The organism is Tsukamurella sp. DT100, from assembly GCF_049844855.1.
GTDB lineage: Bacteria > Actinomycetota > Actinomycetes > Mycobacteriales > Mycobacteriaceae > Tsukamurella.
The window spans coordinates 17261-37537 of the sequence record NZ_JBNCLV010000016.1 but is presented as its reverse complement, the minus strand read 5'-3'; the positions used below and the strand labels follow the sequence as shown (position 1 = coordinate 37537).

Here is a 20277-nt window from a genome sequence, read left to right as displayed (position 1 = left end):
CGAATACGAGACCATCATCAACACAGCCGCCTCGGCGGCATAACACCGCAACTGTCACCTATCGGTGCAGCAGTCCCTCTGCCGTGGTCGGCGGCGGGGAAGGTTCAGATCGGGACGCATGTGTTGGTGGCGGGTGCACCATTTGAAGAACATCATTGCGGTGCTGCGGGTGGTGGGGCCGGTGGCGATCCAGGTGTCGATCTCGGCCTGGGTGGCGTCAGCGAGCGCGGTGTTGTGGCTGTAGAGCCAGTTGACGAAGTCGATCGCGACGGTGATCTCCTGTTTCGCGTTGCGGATCGGGCCTTCAGGGAGCGGCCGGTCTTCGGCGCGGGCGCGGAGTTTGCGCAGGTGGTTCCAAGTAGCGAAACCGGTGATGACGTCGCTGTTTTGAGTGATCTCAGTGGTGGTGAGTGTGGTGTTGAGCCAGCTGGTGAAGCGGTCGAGGTTGCGGTCGTAGGCGGGCAGGATGCCGCAGCTGACGAACAGGTCACGTAGGTGCCGCGCGGTGCGGGGCGCGGCGTGATCGGTGAAGGTTGCGTGGGTGATGGGGTAGCGGCGTTCGGTGATGCCGGTGAGCAGGTCGAGCACGTCCGGGTTGCGGAGCCAGATGATGGCGCTTCGTGGGTTCTCTTGGCCGGTCAGCGCATCGAGCAGGGGTAGCAGTTCGGTGGTGACGTCGTTGGCGCCGGGCGGTGTGAATAGGGCGGTGAGGTCGTCGGTGAGGCAGCAGCGGGCGCAGAGTCCGCGGCGGTGGGGTTCGTCTTGGTCGCCGCATCGGGTGCAGGTCAGGCGGGGATCGTCGATGCCGGCGCAGTCGGTGCAGACTGGCTCTGCGTGGTCGCTCAGACCGGGGAGGAGTCGGTTCGGGCGGTTGCAGTCGGGGCAGAGACCGCGTTGCCGGGTGGCTTTCTGGTAGCAGCGGCGGCAGACGAACCCTTCGGGCCAGCGGACTCCGCGGTGCTGGGTGGTGTCTGCGCAGCGGGCGCAGAGATATCGCGGCGGTCGCTGCTCGATGGGGTCGGTCATAATGGGATATCTCCACGTGGGCAGGGCTATTGGGGCGGACCGGGGCGGTGGATGCGGGCGCGTTTGGGGCGCACCGCCGGGTCGGGGACTGCGGCGATCGCCGTTGCGGCTCCGGAGGCGGTTCGACGCCGCGATGGGGTGGCGTCGACGCGGAAGTCGCAGAGATCTTCGGTGGTGCAGTCCAGGACGTGACAGAGCGCTCCGAGCAGGGCTAGAGGCAGTCGGTCGGGGGTGGTGCCGAGGAGGCGGTAGAGCTGGGAGGCGGAGAGCTCGATGCCGACGTCGTGCAGGGGTGTCATCAGGTCGGAGAGGTTGTGCATTCCTCTGGCGGCCATGACTTCCCGTAGACGCCATTGGTATCCGATGCGGTACTGCATGCTCTCTAGTCTTCCTTCTCCGGGCGCATCGCCGTGGTGGTGTTGGTGGTGAGGCGTTCGGTGGCTGCCTGTAAGGCGGCCGCGACCACTCTGGTGCGGTAGTCGGGGGAGACGAAGGTGTAGATCGAGGTGGTCGAGGCGTGCTCGTGGCCGACCTGCTCCTGGATGAATCGGGTGTCGTAGCCGGATTCGACGAGCATGCTCACATACGACCGGCGCAGGGAATGAAAGTCCAGCCCGGAGTCAGTCAGACCGGCGTGATCGCAAAGTTCGGCGAAGCTGGTCGAGACCGTACCTGCGGCGATCCGGTCGGACCGCTCGGTAGGAAAGAGTGCCACGCTGTCTTCGCGTCCGAATTGCGGACGAGCCTCGTTGATCCACTGCTCAAGACACTCAATCACCCACGCGGTCTCCGGGACGGTGAGCACGCCACGCCGTTTCGGCGGCGACCCTTTGCTGGGCTTGCCATAGCGGACGTAACACAGACCGAACCGGCCGAACTGCGGCGCCCGCGGATTCGGCCCGAAATCCGAGAGATCAAGCATGCGCGCTTCATTGCGACGCAGACCCCAGGCGTAGGCGACCTTGGTGATCGTCGCGGTCCGAAACGCCACCATCGCGCCCTTCACCCCGGCCTGGCGCCGGATTTGCACCAGGTCATCGGCGGTATCGCACAGGTCCTGCAGCTCATCGACGGTGTACGCGCGTTTGCGGGGATCGCGGGCGCCTTCCTGCACGTGTGTCGCTGCATTTGCCTCGTAGATAATCTGCACCGGATGCGTCCCGAAATGCCGTTCGCACTGCGGAATCCAGCCACACGCCGGATCGGTCAGATAGGCCATGAACTGCCGGATCGCGCCCTGATAACCGAGCACCGTGCTGTGCGCTGAGCGGTCGACGCCACGCAGCTCCGCGATCCAGTCATCGGCCTGCGACGGCGTCCACAACCACGGCCCATCCACCCCGCAGGCGGTGTGAAAACGACGGATCACCCGCCACCCGCGCGGCGACCGTCCTCGGGGAAAGATTGCGTGCCAACTGCTGTCGCGACCAACCGGACACCATCGCCTCGAACACCGACTCCGCCGGCCGCAGCACCGCGACACCGTCGGCGAGCTGCAGCTGCGCCGCACCCGGCAACGGTGTCTCGCCTTGACGCACCATCGACCAGCCCTCCACTAGATCCTCGCGCTTCACGCGAACTACTCGCATAAACCGCGAACATGCGCAGGACGAAGCAGGTCAGCGAACCGCACGCACTCCGCGCAGTCCATTCAGTCCAGCATCCCCCGTCCGGTAGGCGAGCTGCGCGATCGCCCACTACGATCACGATAAGGGCACGTCAACGCCGCTCAAACGGAGCTCCGGTGGTCATCAGCGGGTATCGCATCGAGGCGGGGTGCGAGTTCGCGCTTTCTGCGACTCGGCATGGTTATAATGTCATAACGTGGATTATCGGTAAATCATTTGAGTTGCAATACATTACACCTAGTAGACGATGAACGCAAGCTGACTTCGAAGAGGGTTGGACCCATATGAAGCCCGACGATGACGACATCACGTTCCGACTGCCGGCACGGCCGCCGGCTGCGCTGTGGCTGGCGGTCCTGGCCCTGGCGCTCTACACCGGCATCACCTACGCGCTGGACCCGCAGGTGTGGACGATCTTCCGGATTCTCGTTCCACTGTTCATGGCGTACACGGCACTCGGCGCGGTGCAGATCCTCGCCAGCCGCTGGCATGAGCGCCAGCGCCGACGCGAGCTCGCGGGCCCGACGCCGAACGCATCCCCTAGCTTGGCTGTTGGTTACCGAGACGATGGGACGTACGCGCACGACATCGCCACATCGTTGGCGTAGCACCAGGTTGTCCCGTGGGGCTCTTGCCAGCTCTTGACCACGCTCGGCTCCGCGCGAGCCGAAGGGCGATCCCGCGGATGCCACGCCAAAGCTCCCGCCACCAGCAGCGACAACGCAATCAGCACGTGCCCGATTGACAGCCGGGGGCTCCGTTCACTCATGCGCGATAGTAAACCCCACAGGCGCGAGCGAAGAAGCGCTAGCCCCTATTGACTGGTCCAGCGACCGCCGTTACCACGACCCGCTCCCCCGTCCGCCAACGGAAGTGTCTGCGCGAAGCGATAACCCGCTCCACCGCTGCAACCACCGCCTGCCGTCTACCTTCCGCGCGTACCCACAAGCTCTCCGTGCGCCCGCGCCCCGACCAAGCGGCGAAGGCACGCAGGAGGTCGGTGGAACTGTTCGCGCTACCGCCGATGTTCACCCGCGCTGACCGCGAGCTGCACAGCCACGTCCACGAGGCGGCCGGTCTACGACCGCGCCACCAACCAACCCCGCGACGGCCGTCGTCGACGAGCGCTACCTGCTCACGACCACATCGTGCAGCCCGTCGTTGAGCGCGCAATCACCGCTGGGTTCACAGGCCCAGCGGTGACGCCGCGCCTCGAGCAGTTCAAGGTCCGCCCCATCCGCTGGTTCACCGCCAGGCGAGCTCGACGGGCTGTCATCCACACTCTTAGGAAGTGATTGGGTGGGTGGTGCCGTAGCCGATTCTGGCCGCAATTTGCGCGACTTGGTTTAGCTGGCTATGGGTGAGGGCGCGTGGATTGTCTACGGCTGCGGCGTCTAGATAAACCTTGCATAGCCATTCCAAGAGCATGGTGTTTTCCACAGCCGACTTCAGCGAGGGGCCGACGGTGACCGTTCCGTGGTTGGATAGGATTGCCGCGTTCTTTTCCCGCAATGCTGAGCTGGTCATTTCAGCGAGCTCTTCGGTGCCGAATGCAGCGAAGGGAAGGATGGGCACGCTCCCTCCGAGCGCTAGTTGTTGGTAGTGAATGGGGGGCAGCTCGGTTGCTATCAACGATAGTGAAACTGCGGCGGGTGCGTGTGTGTGCACGACGGAGTGTGCGGTGGTAGTGCGGTAGACGCCGAGGTGGAGTTGAAGCTCGGAGGTGGGGCGCAGATCTCCGCTATGTGGTCGGCCATCGAGATCTACGAGTGTTACATCTTCTGGCTTCGCCTTCGCCAGCGTTATACCCGTGGCGGTGACCGCGATTAGATCGCCGACCTTGGTGCTGACGTTGCCTGCAGTGCCGAGTACCAACTGATTCCACGCGAGTTGACGTGCCGCTTCGGCGACCTCGATACGTGCCTCATCTGCATCGTAGTTCGTTTTCACGGCCCGATAGCGCTTTCTTGTGTAGTGATGAATTCTTGGACAGAATCAAGGTCGTATAGGCCAAAGTCGCTTCCGAGTCCTTGTGCCACCTGTGCGGCTGTGGCGTTACCCAATCGTGCTGCTTCCTCAAGAGAGCGGTCCAGTGTAATTCCGCGAAGGAATCCTGCGGAGAAGGCATCGCCGCAGCCACTTGTATCGACGACATCGATCGGATAGGAGGGAACTTCAATAACGCTGTCCGCTGTCGCAACCACGGTGGGAGCAGCGCCGGCGGTCGCGACGACGCACCTAGCTCCCCGCTCGATCAGTTGAAGGCATCCTTCGGGCAAGGTGGACGCCCCAGTCCAACCTAGGACCTGTTCATCGTTTGGGAGTAGGTAATCAATCTCGGGCAAAGCCGCTTCAAAGTAGTTCAAGGCCGCTGCGTTGCCAGGCGCTAAACTGTCGACGGCGGTAATGGCGCCACCGTCTCGAGCGCGGCGCAGGAACGCCTCGCATACTCTTCCGCCATAGAACTCTGGGCCTCCAAGATGAACGATGTCTACTTCCGCGAGCTCATCCCAAGGGAGGTATTGGGACAGATACTGATTCGCTCCGATAGCGTGCAGTGCTGGGCGAGACCCATCAGGGCGTATTGGTAGCACCGACGCAGAAGTGTGCTCTCCCGGGATGACGTGAAGCAGGCTTGTATCGACTCCATCACGTTCGAGCAAGTTCTTTAAGAGCGCGCCCACGGGGTCGTCGCCGGCGACGCCGCAGGTCCTAACCTGCGCCCCGAGCTTGGAAAGTACAAGGCCAGTCGCGCCGGCCGTGCCCGCAGGGCTTACGGTGATCTGCTCGACAAGCGCCCCTCCTTGGCCGGCAGGAATTGTCTCTACAGGACGAACCATGGTGTCAAGTACGTGAACACCTATCGTTAAGGCCTTGGCTGGCCGCTCTATGCCAGCCATCAGGGGTATTCCAGACTTTGAGAGTTTTTCGGATCTGGCGTCGCGGCTCGTTTGTCGGCGGGCGGGCGCTCAGAGAGAATTACCGATTCGAGCCGGCGCATGGAAGCGTCGAAACTCTCCCGCATCGACGGAGCCAGTAGGCGCCGGACAAGTGCCCCAACTGGACGCGGGGTCATGCTGAAATGGAACTCGTAGGTCATTGCTGTACAACCGTTGGCAAGGCTCGCGAAGCGAAATACGTTGATTACATCGCGAAGTGGCGACAGTCCCTCACCTGTGTCAACGCGCAGACTCATCGGTTCGATCTGTCGCACTGTCCATCGCACATGTGCAGCCAGCGGGCCGACAGGTCGTATCCTCTCGGTGTAGCTACCACCAACACGTGCTGGTCCATGGTGGCTTTGAACTTCCAGAACCGTGTCAACCCAGTCCACGTAGCGGCTCGTATCGCTAACAACCGCCCAGACTTCCTCTGGGGTCACAACAAGATTTCGGTGCGCGGTGATGGTGAAACTACCATTGCTCATCATGATTCAGTGCTTTCGCTCTCGATAACTTCGGCGGCGGCATGCTCACCTGACCGGACCGCGCCTTCCATGAATCCGTTCCAGAAGTGGGCATGTTCTGCGCCAGCCCAGTGAACTCGACCGAAAGGGGCATCGCGCCACCGGCCAAGGCTCGTAAGAACGCCTGGGGCGAGTACCGCAGTAGGCCCGCCGCGGGTCCACTCCTCTGAGGTCCAGTCCTTTTCAACGACTTGCAAGGGCCGCAAGGCGCGTTCTCCTACGACGGTACTGAATGCTCTCAGTACAGCCCCTGTACGCATACTCGCTGGCTTCGCAGCCCACCTACGCCATTGATGCGCACCGACAAAACCCATCAGCACGCCTGCCCCGCCTTCCGGTGGGGAATTGTCGAACATCGAGCAAACTGCACTACCGGGATCACGGAATAAACCCTGCCCAGAGATCCCCTCCTGGCGCCAGAAGGGCTCTGAGTAGACCGCCTCGACCTTGGCGAGGGTACCGAAATTCATTCGCTGGAACAGCGCCTCCTGGGGGGCAGGTAGCACAGGTTCCCAGGCGATCCGCGAAGCCAGCACAGGGGGGATCGCAACGACCACACGCCGCGCGGTCCAGGTTGCCTGGTCTGTCCGTACCTCAACCTGCTCCGAGGTTTGCACAATGCGTCGGACGGGTGCGTTCAATGTGATCGAATCATCGAGGTGCTCGGCGAGCAGTAGCGATATCCGTTGAGACCCGCCGATGAATCGTGATTCTTGAGCTCCGCCGACAACATCGGTCATGCGCGCAACCGTGCCGCGGGTGAACTCGTTGCCTGCTCCAGCGACATACCACAGTCCAAAGAGTGCCGAGACATCTGCGGCCGATCCACCGAATGCAGAACCGAGAAGGATATCAAGAAGGTCCACTCCCCCTTCGGTGAGTGCACCCCGTGATGCCCAAGTCGCCAACGTTTCTGAGTCGAGATCCCGCGCATTCGGCGCCTCCCACGGACGCTCAATCGGGATAGTTTGTGACAGACGATCCAGGCGCGATGTTAGTCGCGCGGCGTCCGGCAGAGCGAGAAGGTCGGGAGGCACGCGGCCATTGAATTTTCGCACACTTCCGTTCTTTACGTATGTGCTTGCGCCGCCGCTGAATGTGGGAAATGTCTCGACGCCCAGCGTATTAGCCAACTGCAACACATGGTCCTGCGTGGGACCGACAAACTGCCCGCCGGCCTCAACAACGCGATCTTCTTCAAGAGGGTGGTTCACTGTGCGCCCCCCCACGCGGGCCCGTGCCTCGAGAACGTGTACGTCAAGACCACTGGCGCGCAGCGCACGAGCGGCGGTCAAACCAGCTAGTCCCGCGCCGACTACGAGAACATCGGTACTTCTAGTCATCGATCCTCCGGATCCTCGCGATCGAACTTGCGCTGCCAATCCGAGCGCAGCGGAATTGCTTGTGCCGAAGCAACCTGCGGATTGCGAGTGCGTGCAGCGGTGCTCAGCTGAAACCCAACAGTACCTCAAGTCTGGCCGTATGGCCAGACTTGAGGTGGTGCGTATCATGTCTGCCATGGTCAGAGGGCAACGGGGACACTATGCGCGGGGGCGCGAGCGACGCGATGCGCTCATCGACTCTGCTATCGAGGTCATCGCCGAGCGTGGCCTCGAGCGTGTCACTTTCCGGATGGTTGCCGAACATGCGGGGTATCCTCCATCCACGACAAGTTACTTCTTCGCCACAGTTGATGAGTTGGTTGTCGCGGCTGTCAATCGGGTCGCTGAAACCATTACACGCAGAGTCGACTCACTGCTTCAGATGGCTCGCGAGGGGCTCCTTAGTCACGAGCAACTTGCCAGTAGCCTGGTCGATCTCGTAGCCAACCAGGACAATAGCGGCTCGATCGCGCAGTTCGAGGCCTACCTTGCGGTCAGGCGACGCCCGGAACTGGGCCCGCCTGTACAGCGGATCATGGGCGTGCTCGAGGAGGCCGCTCGCCAAACCTTCGAGGTGCTCGGAGTCGCTGATCCTAGCATTTCTGCTCGATTATTGGTCGGCCTGCTCGACGGGTACACCCTCCATGAGATTGCTTGGCCGAGTGGTCCAGAGAGTCGCGATATGCTTCGCGACCTGCTGTCTCGCATGCTCGACACCCACGGCGCCCCCCGGTAGTACAAGACGAACGGTGTTAGTAGTCGTGCCAGACGAGCCGGGTCGGCACTGTTACTTCTCAATGGAGGTTTGCTCTACCAGGCGACCGATGGCTCCGCGAGCGACCCTCCTCGCTGATCGCTCGGCTCGCAGCCTCCACGGGGCTGGCAGGTCCTGCTGCGTCGCCACCACACCCCGCTGCTGCGGGGTCTGGCTCGAGTACGGGCAGCTCGTCCGCAGCTCACGTCGGTCAGGCCGGCGCTAGTTGTACTGACCCGGAGCGTTGTTGACGTAGGAGAGACCTTCGGGGTCGAGTTGGAGGTGCTTAAGTCTTCGACTCGGACCACCGGAGGTCTCTCATGTCCCACGCTAACGCCCGTCTGACGCCGGCGGGAAGATTGATCATGGTTGAGCGGATCGCTGCTGGTCGGCCTGTCGCGCATGTGGCTGCCGAGATGGGCGTGTCGCGGACCACGGCGTGGAGGTGGTGGCGCCGCTACCGCGAGTAGGGCTGCGCCGGCCTGTTGGATCGCGCGAGTGTGGCCCGTTCGCATCCGCGGCAGATCAGCCCCTGCGCGCAGGCCAGGATTCGGATTCTGCGTGAGCTGACCCGCCGCGGCCCGATCTTCCTCGCCGACCGTCTCGGCCTGCAGTCCTCGACGGTCGGCCGTGTGCTGCGTCGTCACCACACCCCGCTGCTGCGAGAGCTGGACCCGGTCACCGGACAGCGGATCCGTAGTTCACGCCGGTTCGACCGGCGCTACGAGCACGACCATCCCGGCTCTCTGATCCACGTTGACGTCAAGAAGCTCGGCCGCATCCCCGACGGCGGAGGATGACGTCCGCATAGCTGCGACAACCCGACCCGGACACCGACGCGGCACCGGCTCGACTGCATCCAAGCCGGGATCGACGACCACTCATGCCCGGGCAACACGGGACTGCTGCACCGATAGAGACAGTTTCGGTGTCATGCCGCTGATGCGGCTGTTTCGATGATCGTCTCGTACTCGATCGGCGTCAACCGGCCGAGGCGGGCCTGCCGCCGCCGGCGGTGGTAGGTCCTTAGGGTCGATTACGTCCGGGGTACGTGCCCTGGATGGCCAGAGCGGTGGGGTGTAGCTGATGGTTGGTTGCCTTCTGGAGGCTTGAACGGAATGGCTGCTCCACCGCTGTGGTGACTTCGGTCGCTGATTGAGATCTGACGCTGCCCGGTGAAACCGGATCGGGTTGTGGTCGCTGCTCTAAGGACCTGACGACGGGGTTACCCATGGCCGATGTTCTTCGTCGAAAGGCAGCGTCCTGATGGCCAACACGAGACCCGATCCGGGGACGATCTGGATCGGAATTGATGTCGGGAAATCGCATCACCATGCGTGCGCGATTGACTTCGGCGGCACCAAGTTGTGAGATCAGAGAATCGCCAACGACGAGGGGGCTATCGAGGTCTTGATCGCGCGCGGCGCCGCGACCAGCTCCGGGCCGGTCGTGTGGGCTGTGGACCTTGTTTCGCCGGTCGCCGCGTTGTTGAATACCACGCTGTTGTTGCGCGAGCAGACCGTGATCTACGTGCCGGGCCGCACCACGGCGGCGATGGCTCCGGTGTTCCGAGGTGAGGCCAAGACCGACGCCAAGGACGCTCGCGTGATCGCCGATACCGTTCGGATGCGCCGGGATCTTTCGCCCGTGGCTCTCGAGGACGATCTGGTCGCCGAGCTGCGACAGTTGCACGCCTACCGCACCGATCTGATGGCAGATTGGGGCCGCGGGATCAACCGTCTTCGAGCAATGCTGGGTAGCATTTTCCCAGCTCTGGAGGCTGCGTTCGACTACTCTGTCCGCTCGCCATTGATCCTTGTCACTCGGTTCTGCACACCGGCTGACGTCCGCAACGCCGGCGAAGCAGGAGTGAGCGAACACCTTCGCGAGAGCAAGGCGTGGCCCAAAAGCATCCCCACCATGGCAGTCGCGGCAGTCGCGGCGGCGAACGGCCAGACTCGGCAGCTCCCCGGCGAGGCCGGGACCGCGAAGCTGATCCGCAGGCTCGCCACCCGACTGCTCGAGCTCGACCGCGAGATCAAAGACCTCGACAAGGAGATCACCGCGCTGCTCCGGGCGCACCCGTCGGCGAAGATCATCGAATCGATGCCCGGCATGGGCCCCGGGCTCGGATCGGAATTCCTCGTCATTACCGGCGGCAACATGAACGCATTCCGCGACTCCGGAAGGCTCGCCTCCTACGCCGGCCTGGTGCCCGTCCCCCGCGATTCCGGCCGCATCACCGGCAACATGCACCGGCCAAAACGCTACAGCCGACGACTCCGCAGGGTGTTCTTCATGGCCGCCCTGTCGAGCTTGAAAACGCGGGGACCTTCCCGAGAGTTCTACGACCGCAAACGCGCTCAAAATATGGTTCACACCAAGGCGCTGCTTGCTCTCGCGCGTCGGCTCGTGGACGTACTGTGGGCCCTGCTCCGAGACGGCCGCGAGTTCACCCCTCACCGACCCGCGGCCGTCTCGGCAGCTTGACACAGTCATTGAGATTCCGTTCGTAGGGGTGGGGTTAGGTGCGGCCGTTGCAGCCGCCGGGTGCCCAGAGGCCGCGGCCGGCGGTTTGGGCTTGTTGTTGGGCGATGCGCAGGGTGTCGGCGTGTGGGCCGGGTTGTCGGGGGTTGTAGGTGTATGCGCGGGCGTAGCCTGCGGCGACGAGCTGGTACTTGATGAGCTGCCCGCTTTGCCAGATGTAGGCGAGGGTGCGGCCGTAGCGGTCGGTGCGATCGCCGGCGCCGGCGGGGTTGTACTCGAGCTGGACGCTCTGGCCGGCGAGGGTCTGTTTCAGATGTGCGGAGGCTTCGGGGCCGTAGCACTGCACGGGCTTGGACGGGTGCACGGATTCCGGGGCGTCAATTCCCGCGAGACGCACGGTGATCGCCTTGGCTCCATCGCGTGGTGCGATGCGGATGGTGTCGCCGTCGGATACGGCGATCACGCGCACGGGCCCGGTGAGCGTTGCGGCCGGCGTGGGCGCGGTGATGGTGACGGTGGCCGTCGCGGCGGGCCGTAGGGCGGTGCAGGCAGTCAGCGCCGTGAGGACGGTGGCGGCCGCGGTGAGGGCGGCAGCGGTGCGGATCGGTGCGGTCAGGCGGTGCATGCCGCTCCCCCTCGTTCTTGTCCCCTGCCCTCTCCCCTGCTGGGGCTGGGCCAGATCGTGTGTTGGTGGACGTCGCTGCGGTGGGCGGCGTCGGCGCGGTGGGCGCGGTGTTCGAGCTCGTCGTGGATGGTGCTGGTGAGGCTGCGCCTGGTGGTGGTGAGGTCGGCGCCGGCTGCCCCGGAGGCGAACCATCCGGGGTGGCGGGCGGTGATGCCGATGGTGACCACTCCCCCGCCGTCGGTGCCGATGAGCAGGGTGAGAGCCGGTGTGGTGGTCAGACTGCACGCGATGCCGTTGGAGGTGAGTTGGCTGTGCAGCTCGTGTAGTTCGCGGGCGATGGCGCGGTGCTCGCGTGGGGTCAGTGAACCGTGCCGACATCTCCGTCGAACCAACAACCAGCGCCAACACGACCGTCGTCGTCGGCGTCGATACCCACCGCGACCTTCACGTCGCCCACGCCAGCGACCAGCTCGGGCGCCCGCTAGACACCTACCAAATCCCGACCACCACTGCCGGATACCAGCAGCTGCTCGACTGGGCCCAAGGCCACGGCCAAGTGCAAGTCGTCGCGATCGAAGGCATCGGCCACTACGGCACCGGACTCGGGCGTCACCTACACCCCGCCGGCATCCAAGTCACCGAAGTCGGCCGCCCCAACCGGCAACGCCGTGCCCGACACAGCAAAACCGACGCCAACGACGCGGCCGGAGCAGCAGCGATGGTCCTCGCCGGCGACGACCTCGGCGAACCGAAAACCGCCGACGCCGACATCGAAAGCCTCCGCATCCTGCGAGCCACCCGCACCGGTGCCGTCCGAGCCCGCCCCGAAGCAGTCAACGCGCTCAAAGCCCTGATCGCCACCGCACCAGCTGCCCGGCGCGAGGAGCTCACCGGCCTGCACAAGAAGCGCCTCCTCGAAGCCTGCAAGACACTCGACCAGACCGCCGCACCCATCGCAACACCGCACGAGGCAACAGCTTTCGTGCTAGCATCATTGGCCCGGCGCTGCCGCCAGGTCGACGAAGAGATCCACGCCCTCGATCGGCACATCGACACCCTCACCGCCCGCTCATGCGCCGCCCTACGAGCGATCTACGGAATCGGCGCCGACACCGCTGCCCCCCTACAGAGCACTCGGCGACAACCCACAACGGATCGGCAGCGAAGCCGCCCTCGCCGAACTCTGCGCCGTCTAGCCCGTCGAAGCATCCAGCGGAAAGCGCCAGCGACACAGACACAACCTCGGAGGAAACCGCGACGCCAACCGCGCCCTGCACTTCATCTGCGTCGTCCGACTCCGCCGTCACCAACCCACCCGCGACTACTTCACCCGCCGAGTCGCCGAAGGCAAAATAATGCCCGAAGCCATCCGCTGCATCAAGCGATACCTCGTCCGCGAGATCTACCGCGCCATCTGAACCGACCAAAACCACCTTGCATCAAAATAGGAGCATCGGGACTGGTGCACCGATAGAGACAGTTTCGGTGTCATGCCGCTGATGCGGCTGTGTTGATGATCGTCTCGTGTTCGATCGGGGTCAACTGGCCGAGGCGGGCCTGGCGGCGCCGGCGGTGGTAGGTCCGCTCGATCCAGGTGACGATCGCGATCCGCGAGTTGATCGCGCGTGGCCCAGCGTTGCCGGTCGTTGCGTTGTAGCAGTGCGAAGAACGATTCCATCGCGGCGTTGTCGCCGGCGGCGCCGACTCTGCCCATCGACCCGACCAAGCCGTGTCGGTTTAACGCAGACACGAATTTGCGGGATCGGAATTGAGAGCCTCTGTCGGAGTGGACAATACAGCCATCGACATCGTTACCTCGGCGGGCGACCGCGCTGTTCAACGCGGCCACTGCGAGGCGTGATTACATGCGGGAGTCGATGCTGTATCCGACGATCCGGCCGGAGCAGGCGACCTTGATCGCGCAGAGGTAGAGCTTGCCCTCGCCGGTCCAGTGCTCGGTGATATCAGTGAGCCACAACTGGTTTGGGGAGTCGGCGGTGAAGTCGCGTTCGACGAGGTCGTCGTGCACCGGCAGGCAGGGCTTCTTCCCGTTCCGGCCGCGCTTCTTTCCGAACCTTGACCACCAGCTGTTCGCGGAGCAGATTCGCCACGCCGTCCGCGTACTCATGCTCTGGCCTGTAGCTTCAGCCTCATCAGCGAGAAATCGGTAGCCGAACTCCGGGTCATCGCGATAGGCATCGAACAGCGCGTTCGCCCGCACTGCCTCGGTTCGTTCCGCCGTGGCGACCGCCTCGGTCAGCCACCGGTAGTACGGCGGACGAGCGAGCTTGAGAACCCGGCACGTCACCGCGACGGGAATGCCGTCCGCGGCGAGCTCCTTCACGAGCGGGTAGAGCCTTTTCCCGGCAGGTTCGCCTGCGACAGATACGCAGCAGCCCTTCGCAGGACTTCGTTCTCCTACTCCAACAGGCGGATTCGCTTGTTGGCCTCCCGCAGCTCTGCTGACTGCCCCGAAGTTACCCCAGGCCTGTTGCCCTCGTCGATATCGGCGCGGCGCAGCCACTTCTGCAAGATCATCTCATGGATCCCGAAGTCCTTCGCGATCTGAGCGAGCGTCACCCCCGACTCGCGCTCACGGGCCACTCGGACCACATCATCACGGAACTCCTGCGGATACGGCTGAGGCGCGACAGTCATCCTTCCAGGCCCGCCCTGACAGGCAAGCCAAATCAGATATCTCTATCGGTGCAGCAGTCCCAAACACGCAGCCAGCACCCACTCCCGCGTTACTATAAGGCATGGCTAACGATCCTCAATATCGTAGCGCTGTCGCACCGCTCGGCCCCGACAGTGCAACCTGGCTGTACTTCGGCGACTGGCGGGGTATGTTGATAGGTCCGTGGTCTGGCTCGATGCAGAACATGCACCCCAAGCTCGGCGCTGCGGTGTGGGAGCACTCGGACTTCTTCGGCGAGCGCTGGCAGCGTCTTTACCGCTCGCTCTACCCAATCATCGGCACCGTCTTCGACGAGGATCCGGAGACCACAGGTAGACAGGTCCGGGACTTCCACCGGGACATCAAGGGCGAACTGCCCGACGGGGCGCGCTACCACGCCCTCGACCCCGACGTCTTCTACTGGGCCCACGCCACCTTCTGGTACGGCAACATCCGCTGCGCGGAGGAATTCGGCCCAAAGATCACAGAGGACGAGAAGCGGGCACTGTTCGAGGAGTCCCGCGAGTGGTACTCACGCTACGGCGTCTCGATGCGGCCGGTCCCCGAGACCTACGAGGACTTCCTCGCCTACTGGGACCGGATGTGCCGCGAGGTCCTCGTCGACCACGCCGCCGCGCGCCAGGTTCTCGATCTGACCACTCTGCCGCCCCTGCCCGGCCTCCGCTGGATACCGCAGCCCGTGTGGGCCGCGCTGATGCGGCCGGGCCGGGCGCTGGCGATGTGGATCACGGTGGGCATGTACGACCAGACGATCCGCGACAAGCTCGGCTTCCGGTGGACTCGACCGGACGCCATCGGTTTCCGCGCATTCGGGGTGCTCGTGCGTGGCGTTATGACGGCGCTTCCGCCGCGGTACCGCCTGCACCCCCGCGCCCGGGACGCCTTCGATCGTGTGCACGGGCGGGTCCCCCAGGGGGCGCCTGCACTGGAGTCACCGCGCCGGAACCTGCCGCCACCGTCGGAGCGCGACGATCCGCGGCACTACTGCCCGGTGCACGCGGAGCGTCGGGCCGAAATGCCGTGGAGGTCTAACGAACGAAAGCGTTCAGAAGAAGGCTGGAACGACCCTCGCGCTCGATGATCTTCACTCCCTGTCGCGGATTCGGCACAAGCAGCGGTCGGGCAGGTCGTCCACCTCGGCATAGCGCTAATTGAAGTTCTCTGGCGAATGGTTACGAGTGCAAGCGGCAGGGAACTCTGCGGTACACTTGCCAATGCCTTCGACCAGGCTATGGCCTCGTAGGAGACTACAGAGGCAGCGCGGTGGTTGATAGTCCACTTACTGTAATAGCGCTCAGGCCGAGCCAGTGTTGGGTGGCAGTAGCGGCGATCGATCACACTGGGGACCCGGAAGTGGCGTTTCACGAGGTCCGGTGGCCGGGCTTGAGTGGGGTCGAAGTAGGTGTGAACACCTTCCTTCCCCGTTGAACACCACACAGACCAGTAGCTTGCATCAGTCGTGCCGTGCGGTCACGGCCGATGTCCCAGCCACCTCGTCGCATCGCGGCGTGGATCGTGCGGACCCCGCATACCGAGAAACCGCATCGGTCGCACGCAGAGTGCGGCAAATGAGCTCGACCTCTGAACTGATGCCTTCTAGAAGGCCGAGCAGAATCGCCCAGCGATGCGCGTTCATAGTACCTACGAACGAGAACCTCCAACGCTGCATAGCGCGCCAATTCAGCGCGCGTTGGTCGTTCGCCCAGGCGGCCGTGCCCGCCGGCCGCGGCGGGGGCTTCGTGTTAGCGCTCCCCCCAGACTTGTTTTCTGATATAGGAGACGGCTCGATCGCCTAGGTAGACGACGTACGCGATGAGCCCCACGAATCCGATTGGGCGAGTCTCCTTGCGGATGAGGGCCAGGCCGATCCCTGCCTCCGCAGCCCCGTTACGACGCACCCACTTCTCCGTGTCATCCGGAAACATCGGCTTCGAGATGAACACGAACGGACGCGGAGCGACGAAGTGAGCCGCTCCAGAGGCGGCGAGCAACACTCCAGAAATCTTGAGGCCGAAGTCTCCCAGTCGAACCACGGCCCCGGCCGCCACACCGGCCTTTCGCCCCCACCGTCCCCCGGACGGACTGAGCGCCGGGTCCTCGGCGTGCATTGCTCTCAACCTCATAGGTCCCTCACTTCCACGGCTTCCGAAGCCATTTCCTCCTGAGTATTTCCCGCCGCACGCGGTCCATAGTCGAACTCGAAATCCGTCAGCGGGAAGGTCTTGCTCGCCTTCGTCGACTGATACGCCGTGGTGGGGCGAAGGAAACCGAAATCACCGTGCTTGTCGATGTAGTAGGAGTTCGCGTTCACACAAGCTTTTCCGTGCATAAGCGTGTCCTTCCCGAGGTCGGAGATGAACTCGAAGAACTCGTCGTTCGCCCGGTTGGAGACGGCCACCGACGTGGCACCCTTGCCTTCTGCTTCACCGATGACTCTGGTGACGATGCGGATCGCATTCTCTACCATCACGTGCCAGCTACTGCCGCTCCAGGAGAACGGACCGAACACCATGAAGTGGTTGGGCAGTTGTGGCATGCACACGCCCTCGTACGCCTTCGCGCGGTTGTTCTCGTAGAAGTCCGCGAGGTCGAAGCCGTTGCGGCCGCGCACCGGCCGGCGACGATAGGGCTCGGGCGACTGCGACATCTCGAAGCCCGTGGCCAGCACCAGCACGTCGATCGGGCGGTGCTCCCCGTCCCGCGTTTCGATGCCGTTCGGCGTGATCCGGGCGATGGGGTCCGTCACCAACTCCACGTCTTCGCGCGTATACGTCTTGTAGTACACGTTCGACACGCTAGGTCGCTTGCATCCGAAGCCGTAGGTGGGCGTCAATCGCCTTCGGAGATCGCGATCGCGGACCTGCGTGAACAGGAAGGCCCGACAGGCCCAGTTAGGCACCAGCGTCAGGGGCGCCACCTGTTTGCCGTAGACGGTGACGCCTACCAGGCCCACCTCGACCACAGCGGCGACGATTCCACGAATCAGCGTCTGCAGCGCCGGGACGATCCGGAACGCGGATCGCACCACCCGGGGGATCGGGAAGTCCGGTTTGGCGAACACCCAGATCGCGCGCCGCTGGTAGACATCCAGGTGCCCCGCCATCCGCGCCAGCTGCGGCACCAATTGCACAGAGGTGGCGCCGGTGCCGATAACCGCTGCGCGCTTGCCCGCGAAGTCGTACTCGTGGTCCCATCGCTGGGTCTGAATAACCTTGCCCTGGAACGAGTCGATTCCCTCAATGTCGGGAGTGCGCGGCTCGACGAACGCCCCGAGCGCGGTCACGACGTACTTCGCGGTCATCGTGGCACCGCCAGCGATGGACAGCCGCCACCACTGGTTCTGCTCGTCCCATTCGCGTGCCACCACATCGTGACCGAACCGGAGGTGATCATTTAGGTCGTACTTGTCGACCAGGCGCTCGATGTAAGCACGCACCTCCGCGCCCTTCGGGAAGGTGCGCGACCAGTCCGGGTTCTTCTCGAACGAGAACTGGTAGATGATTCCGGGAACATCCACTGCGACGTCGGGATAGGAGTTCGCCAGCCAAGTCCCTCCGACTCCGTCAGCGCGCTCGAGGATCACGAAGTCGTCGATTCCCTTCTTGATCAGGCCGATCCCCACCCCGAGGCCGCCGAACCCTGCTCCGATGATCGCCACTAGATGATCCGGACCGGACCCCGCGGACGCGGCGGCCGCCGCACGACGCTTACGCGCGGAAGTCATGACAGCTCCTTCGCAGCCAGGTCGGCCTGCCGGGTGATGCGCGAGTCGTATTCGCCACGCGCCGTGGTGTCGTACGGTTCCAGCGTCCGGTTGGCTCCGGTCACACTGCGTCCGAACAACCAGATCGACTCCGGAACGACGTGATAGAGCCGCAGCAGTGCGACGGTGCCGGCCGGCGCACCGACGACAGCCGGGCGCCGTTTCAGGGTCCCAACGGCCCGTCGGGCGACGATTCCCGGAGGGATGACGCCCAGGCGTTCCCACCACTTGAATGGAATTCCATCCACGAGCTGGGTCCGGACGGCCGAAGGCATCACGGTGCTGAGAGTGACACCCGTCCCCACGAGTTCCTCGCGGGCGCTGCGCGCGAAACCGGTCGCGGCGTGCTTGCTCGCCACGTAGGTGGACAGGCCCGGCGAATGGATCGCGCCCGCAGCGGACGTGATGTTGATGAAGTGCCCGCGCCGGCGCGCGATCATACGGGGGGCGAGAATCTGGAAGGAGTAGTAGTGCGCCCAAAAGTTCACGCGCATCGTGGCCGCAGCCACGCCGAACTCCTCCGTCAGGAGCGGCCCCACCGGCATAATCCCGGCGTTGTTGACCACGACGTCCACCGGACCGAGCTCAGCCTCGATCTCATCGACGAGCTCCTCGTAGGCCACCGCATCGCCGACGTCGAGCTGCTTGCCCCGCGCGCCCCGGCCCAGCGTCGCCGCGGCGTTCCGAGCCACCTCCCCATCGAGATCCGCGACGACGACGACCGCGCCGAGTTTGACCAGCCGCTGCGCGATCGACAGCCCGATACCACGGGCCCCTCCGGTCACGAGCGCCACTGCGCCCCGGGTCGGGAATTCGGTGAACTTCATGCCGTAGCCCTGTCGTTGTCGGTGGTCCCCTTCGCCGCGGGCGATACCGCCTCGGGCGCGGTGTCATGAGACCTGAATCGATATGCGCCCAGGTCGACGTCCGAGCTGTCCTTGCGCGCTTCGAACAAGCTGGTCGGACGGATATATGGCATGTCGCCGGCCGAGTTCACGTAGTAGGTGCGCAGGCCTGCGTTAACGGTGTTGAAGTAGTAGTCGATGTTCTCGTCGTTGCGGCGAATCATCGAGTGGTACTTGTCATGCGCCATCCGGGTGACCTCGACGGAGCCGGCGCCGCGGTTCATCGCGGCCTCGATCACGTTGATCGCGTGCCCGGACGAGATCTCTACCAGCTCGTGCCAGCCGGTGCCGATCCACGAGTACGGACCTACCAGCATCCAGCGATTGGGCAGCCCCGGCACGGACACCGACTGGTAGGCCTGCAGCCGCTCGGTGTTGTAGAAGACGCCGAGATCGAATCCGTCGCGACCGATCACGGTTCCCTGCACGTAACTCTCCGGGTCGGAGAAGAGGTGGTAGCCGGTGGCCAGGACGATCGCGTCCACCTCAAACAGCCGGCCGCTCTTCGTCTCGACGCCCTCCGGGACGATCCGAGCGATGGGGTCGGTGACCAGTTCGACGTTGTCGCGGTTGAACGCCTGCAGGAAAGAGTTGGACAGCGTCGGGCGTTTTCCGAGCGGACCGTATCCGGGCATCAGCCCGTCGCGTGTGGCCGGATCGCGTACGACGGCGCGTAGGTAGCCTCGGTAGCCGGCTCGAGCGGCGGAGTCGAACTTCGGTGCAATGGAACGGAACAGCGGTCGCGGCGTCTGATACACGATCCGCAGACCGATCTCGACGACGATGTTCGCGATCAGTCCGAGCAACGCCCCCAGCCCCGGAGAAGCGATCGCCGCCCGAACCGGTTTGGGCACGGGGAAGTCCGGCTTCGGGAACGCCCAGACCGGCGTTCGCTGGAACACCGAGAGCGATGTCACCTCCGGAGCGATCGACGGGGTGATCTGCACCGAACTGGCGCCCGTGCCAACAATGGCCACACGCTTATCGGCCAGGTCGTAGTCATGGTCCCACGCGTTGGGGCGCAGGATCTTCCCGGCGAAGTCCCGGTAGCCCGGGATCCCAGGATCATCCTTGGCGGTGATGTATGCGCCGATCGCGGAGATCACGAACTGGCTCGTGATCTCATCACCGTCGGAGGTGGTCAGGCGCCAGAAGCCGACCGCATCGTCCCACTGCTCCTTGACGACCGAGACTCCCCAGCGCGCATGGTCGTAGAGCCCGAACTGCCTGGCCACGCTGCGGTGGTACTCATACACCTCACGCCCCTTCGGGAACATCCGCGTCCACGTGGGATTGCGCGCGAACGAGTACTGATACGTGAACCCGGGCACATCGACGCCGAGTCCCGGATAGTGGTTGTCGCGCCAACTGCCACCGAATTCCGACTCCCTGTCCAGGATCACGAAGTCGCGGATCCCGCGCCGTACCAACTGCGCTCCAGCGCAGATCCCACCGGGACCCGCGCCGATGATGGCAATCCTGTGTTGCGGCTGCTCTGCCATCGATACCTCCTCAAGGCTTTTATTCATACTGACACGTCATT

The 20277-nt window shown here is 64.1% G+C and carries 20 protein-coding genes and 4 pseudogenes; 8 read left to right on the top strand and 16 right to left on the bottom strand.

What is annotated here, in order from left to right; all coding sequences use genetic code 11:
• Window positions 1-54: 54 nt before the first annotated feature.
• Genes ACLQ3K_RS25495 through ACLQ3K_RS25480 form a run of 4 tightly spaced genes read right to left on the bottom strand, consistent with a single transcriptional unit; the run spans window position 55 to window position 2600 of the window.
• Window positions 55-1026, bottom strand: a complete 972-nt coding sequence (locus ACLQ3K_RS25495; protein WP_426002162.1) for a hypothetical protein — start codon at window positions 1024-1026, stop codon at window positions 55-57.
• Between the two features lie 26 nt (window positions 1027-1052).
• Window positions 1053-1403, bottom strand: coding sequence for a helix-turn-helix transcriptional regulator (locus ACLQ3K_RS25490; RefSeq protein WP_326483122.1), 351 nt, complete (start codon window positions 1401-1403; stop codon window positions 1053-1055).
• A gap of 5 nt (window positions 1404-1408) precedes the next feature.
• A complete protein-coding gene (locus ACLQ3K_RS25485; protein ID WP_326483123.1) occupies window positions 1409-2350 on the bottom strand; it encodes a site-specific integrase in 942 nt (313 codons plus the stop codon).
• On the bottom strand, window positions 2325-2600 hold the full coding sequence (locus ACLQ3K_RS25480; protein WP_326483124.1) for a hypothetical protein: 276 nt from the start codon (window positions 2598-2600) through the stop codon (window positions 2325-2327). Before ACLQ3K_RS25480 ends, ACLQ3K_RS25485 begins: the two co-directional genes overlap by 26 nt.
• Window positions 2601-2938: 338 nt before the next feature.
• Here ACLQ3K_RS25480 and ACLQ3K_RS25475 point away from each other — a divergent pair, with 338 nt between their 5' ends.
• Entirely contained in the window at window positions 2939-3262 is a 324-nt protein-coding gene (locus ACLQ3K_RS25475) for a hypothetical protein (RefSeq protein WP_326483125.1), read from the top strand.
• Window positions 3263-3938: 676 nt separating this feature from the next.
• On the opposite strand, the gene ACLQ3K_RS25470 is transcribed toward ACLQ3K_RS25475, so the two are convergent.
• From ACLQ3K_RS25470 to ACLQ3K_RS25455, 4 genes are read right to left on the bottom strand one after another with little or no spacing between them, the layout of a single operon-like run.
• Window positions 3939-4604 (bottom strand): class II aldolase/adducin family protein, encoded by a 666-nt coding sequence (locus tag ACLQ3K_RS25470; protein WP_326483126.1) that lies wholly within the window; start codon window positions 4602-4604, stop codon window positions 3939-3941.
• On the bottom strand, window positions 4601-5554 hold the full coding sequence (locus ACLQ3K_RS25465; protein ID WP_426002161.1) for a carbohydrate kinase family protein: 954 nt from the start codon (window positions 5552-5554) through the stop codon (window positions 4601-4603). The genes ACLQ3K_RS25470 and ACLQ3K_RS25465 overlap by 4 nt, the downstream gene beginning before the upstream one ends.
• Window positions 5554-6084 carry an SRPBCC family protein gene (locus tag ACLQ3K_RS25460; protein WP_426002160.1) on the bottom strand — a complete coding sequence of 177 codons (531 nt, stop codon included), beginning with the start codon at window positions 6082-6084 and terminating at the stop codon, window positions 5554-5556. Before ACLQ3K_RS25460 ends, ACLQ3K_RS25465 begins: the two co-directional genes overlap by 1 nt.
• Window positions 6081-7463 (bottom strand): flavin monoamine oxidase family protein, encoded by a 1383-nt coding sequence (locus tag ACLQ3K_RS25455; RefSeq protein ID WP_426002159.1) that lies wholly within the window; start codon window positions 7461-7463, stop codon window positions 6081-6083. Before ACLQ3K_RS25455 ends, ACLQ3K_RS25460 begins: the two co-directional genes overlap by 4 nt.
• 139 nt (window positions 7464-7602) lie before the next feature.
• On the opposite strand from ACLQ3K_RS25455, the gene ACLQ3K_RS25450 reads away from it, so the two are divergent.
• The 4 genes and pseudogenes from ACLQ3K_RS25450 to ACLQ3K_RS25435 all read left to right on the top strand — a co-directional run bounded on the left by ACLQ3K_RS25450 (window position 7603) and on the right by ACLQ3K_RS25435 (window position 10746).
• On the top strand, window positions 7603-8238 hold the full coding sequence (locus ACLQ3K_RS25450) for a TetR/AcrR family transcriptional regulator (protein WP_326483130.1): 636 nt from the start codon (window positions 7603-7605) through the stop codon (window positions 8236-8238).
• A 338-nt stretch (window positions 8239-8576) separates the two neighbouring features.
• Window positions 8577-8726 (top strand): helix-turn-helix domain-containing protein, encoded by a 150-nt coding sequence (locus ACLQ3K_RS25445; RefSeq protein ID WP_426002158.1) that lies wholly within the window; start codon window positions 8577-8579, stop codon window positions 8724-8726.
• Between the two features lie 30 nt (window positions 8727-8756).
• Window positions 8757-9056: a hypothetical protein gene (locus ACLQ3K_RS25440; protein WP_326483131.1), complete on the top strand. Its 300-nt coding sequence runs from the start codon at window positions 8757-8759 to the stop codon at window positions 9054-9056.
• Between the two features lie 466 nt (window positions 9057-9522).
• A pseudogene (locus tag ACLQ3K_RS25435) lies at window positions 9523-10746 on the top strand (IS110 family transposase).
• Between the two features lie 34 nt (window positions 10747-10780).
• Here ACLQ3K_RS25435 and ACLQ3K_RS25430 read toward each other — a convergent pair.
• On the bottom strand, window positions 10781-11368 hold the full coding sequence (locus ACLQ3K_RS25430; protein ID WP_326483132.1) for a thermonuclease family protein: 588 nt from the start codon (window positions 11366-11368) through the stop codon (window positions 10781-10783).
• Window positions 11356-11760 (bottom strand): hypothetical protein, encoded by a 405-nt coding sequence (locus tag ACLQ3K_RS25425; protein WP_426002164.1) that lies wholly within the window; start codon window positions 11758-11760, stop codon window positions 11356-11358. Before ACLQ3K_RS25425 ends, ACLQ3K_RS25430 begins: the two co-directional genes overlap by 13 nt.
• Between ACLQ3K_RS25425 and ACLQ3K_RS25420 the strand changes: the two are divergent.
• Together ACLQ3K_RS25420 and ACLQ3K_RS25415 are read left to right on the top strand one after the other, a co-directional pair.
• A pseudogene (locus tag ACLQ3K_RS25420) lies at window positions 11721-12164 on the top strand (IS110 family transposase); the annotation flags it as partial. The gene ACLQ3K_RS25425 and the pseudogene ACLQ3K_RS25420 sit on opposite strands and share 40 nt — an antisense overlap.
• A gap of 460 nt (window positions 12165-12624) precedes the next feature.
• A pseudogene (locus tag ACLQ3K_RS25415) lies at window positions 12625-12786 on the top strand (IS110 family transposase); the annotation flags it as partial.
• Window positions 12787-12856: 70 nt separating this feature from the next.
• Here the strand turns inward: ACLQ3K_RS25415 and ACLQ3K_RS25410 are convergent.
• A pseudogene (locus tag ACLQ3K_RS25410) lies at window positions 12857-14026 on the bottom strand (IS3 family transposase).
• 101 nt (window positions 14027-14127) lie between these two features.
• Here ACLQ3K_RS25410 and ACLQ3K_RS25405 point away from each other — a divergent pair.
• The gene (locus ACLQ3K_RS25405; RefSeq protein ID WP_326483065.1) at window positions 14128-15147 is read left to right on the top strand and encodes an oxygenase MpaB family protein; all 1020 of its coding nucleotides are present in this window, start codon (window positions 14128-14130) and stop codon (window positions 15145-15147) included.
• A gap of 280 nt (window positions 15148-15427) precedes the next feature.
• Here ACLQ3K_RS25405 and ACLQ3K_RS25400 read toward each other — a convergent pair whose 3' ends face one another.
• The 5 genes from ACLQ3K_RS25400 to ACLQ3K_RS25380 form a co-directional block, all read right to left on the bottom strand.
• Window positions 15428-15634, bottom strand: a complete 207-nt coding sequence (locus tag ACLQ3K_RS25400) for a transposase (protein WP_411863259.1) — start codon at window positions 15632-15634, stop codon at window positions 15428-15430.
• Window positions 15635-15808: 174 nt separating this feature from the next.
• A complete protein-coding gene (locus ACLQ3K_RS25395; protein WP_326483064.1) occupies window positions 15809-16174 on the bottom strand; it encodes a hypothetical protein in 366 nt (121 codons plus the stop codon).
• 11 nt (window positions 16175-16185) lie between these two features.
• Window positions 16186-17790, bottom strand: coding sequence for an NAD(P)/FAD-dependent oxidoreductase (locus tag ACLQ3K_RS25390; protein ID WP_326483063.1), 1605 nt, complete (start codon window positions 17788-17790; stop codon window positions 16186-16188).
• The gene (locus ACLQ3K_RS25385; protein WP_326483062.1) at window positions 17787-18656 is read right to left on the bottom strand and encodes an SDR family NAD(P)-dependent oxidoreductase; all 870 of its coding nucleotides are present in this window, start codon (window positions 18654-18656) and stop codon (window positions 17787-17789) included. Before ACLQ3K_RS25385 ends, ACLQ3K_RS25390 begins: the two co-directional genes overlap by 4 nt.
• Window positions 18653-20236, bottom strand: a complete 1584-nt coding sequence (locus ACLQ3K_RS25380) for an NAD(P)/FAD-dependent oxidoreductase (RefSeq protein ID WP_326483061.1) — start codon at window positions 20234-20236, stop codon at window positions 18653-18655. The genes ACLQ3K_RS25385 and ACLQ3K_RS25380 overlap by 4 nt, the downstream gene beginning before the upstream one ends.
• Between the last annotated feature and the right edge of the window lie 41 nt (window positions 20237-20277).

Bases quoted from the DNA above. Each gene is read 5' to 3' on its own strand.
- ACLQ3K_RS25450 (WP_326483130.1), top strand. From the start codon at position 7,603: ATGGCCAGACTTGAGGTGGTGCGTATCATGTCTGCCATGGTCAGAGGG.
- ACLQ3K_RS25495 (WP_426002162.1), bottom strand. From the start codon at position 1,026: ATGACCGACCCCATCGAGCAGCGACCGCCGCGATATCTCTGCGCCCGC.
- ACLQ3K_RS25455 (WP_426002159.1), bottom strand. From the start codon at position 7,463: ATGACTAGAAGTACCGATGTTCTCGTAGTCGGCGCGGGACTAGCTGGT.
- ACLQ3K_RS25475 (WP_326483125.1), top strand. From the start codon at position 2,939: ATGAAGCCCGACGATGACGACATCACGTTCCGACTGCCGGCACGGCCG.
- ACLQ3K_RS25395 (WP_326483064.1), bottom strand. From the start codon at position 16,174: ATGCACGCCGAGGACCCGGCGCTCAGTCCGTCCGGGGGACGGTGGGGG.
- ACLQ3K_RS25405 (WP_326483065.1), top strand. From the start codon at position 14,128: ATGGCTAACGATCCTCAATATCGTAGCGCTGTCGCACCGCTCGGCCCC.
- ACLQ3K_RS25465 (WP_426002161.1), bottom strand. From the start codon at position 5,554: ATGGCTGGCATAGAGCGGCCAGCCAAGGCCTTAACGATAGGTGTTCAC.
- ACLQ3K_RS25380 (WP_326483061.1), bottom strand. From the start codon at position 20,236: ATGGCAGAGCAGCCGCAACACAGGATTGCCATCATCGGCGCGGGTCCC.
- ACLQ3K_RS25390 (WP_326483063.1), bottom strand. From the start codon at position 17,790: ATGACTTCCGCGCGTAAGCGTCGTGCGGCGGCCGCCGCGTCCGCGGGG.
- ACLQ3K_RS25385 (WP_326483062.1), bottom strand. From the start codon at position 18,656: ATGAAGTTCACCGAATTCCCGACCCGGGGCGCAGTGGCGCTCGTGACC.
- ACLQ3K_RS25460 (WP_426002160.1), bottom strand. From the start codon at position 6,084: ATGATGAGCAATGGTAGTTTCACCATCACCGCGCACCGAAATCTTGTT.
- ACLQ3K_RS25430 (WP_326483132.1), bottom strand. From the start codon at position 11,368: ATGCACCGCCTGACCGCACCGATCCGCACCGCTGCCGCCCTCACCGCG.
- ACLQ3K_RS25445 (WP_426002158.1), top strand. From the start codon at position 8,577: ATGTCCCACGCTAACGCCCGTCTGACGCCGGCGGGAAGATTGATCATG.
- ACLQ3K_RS25490 (WP_326483122.1), bottom strand. From the start codon at position 1,403: ATGCAGTACCGCATCGGATACCAATGGCGTCTACGGGAAGTCATGGCC.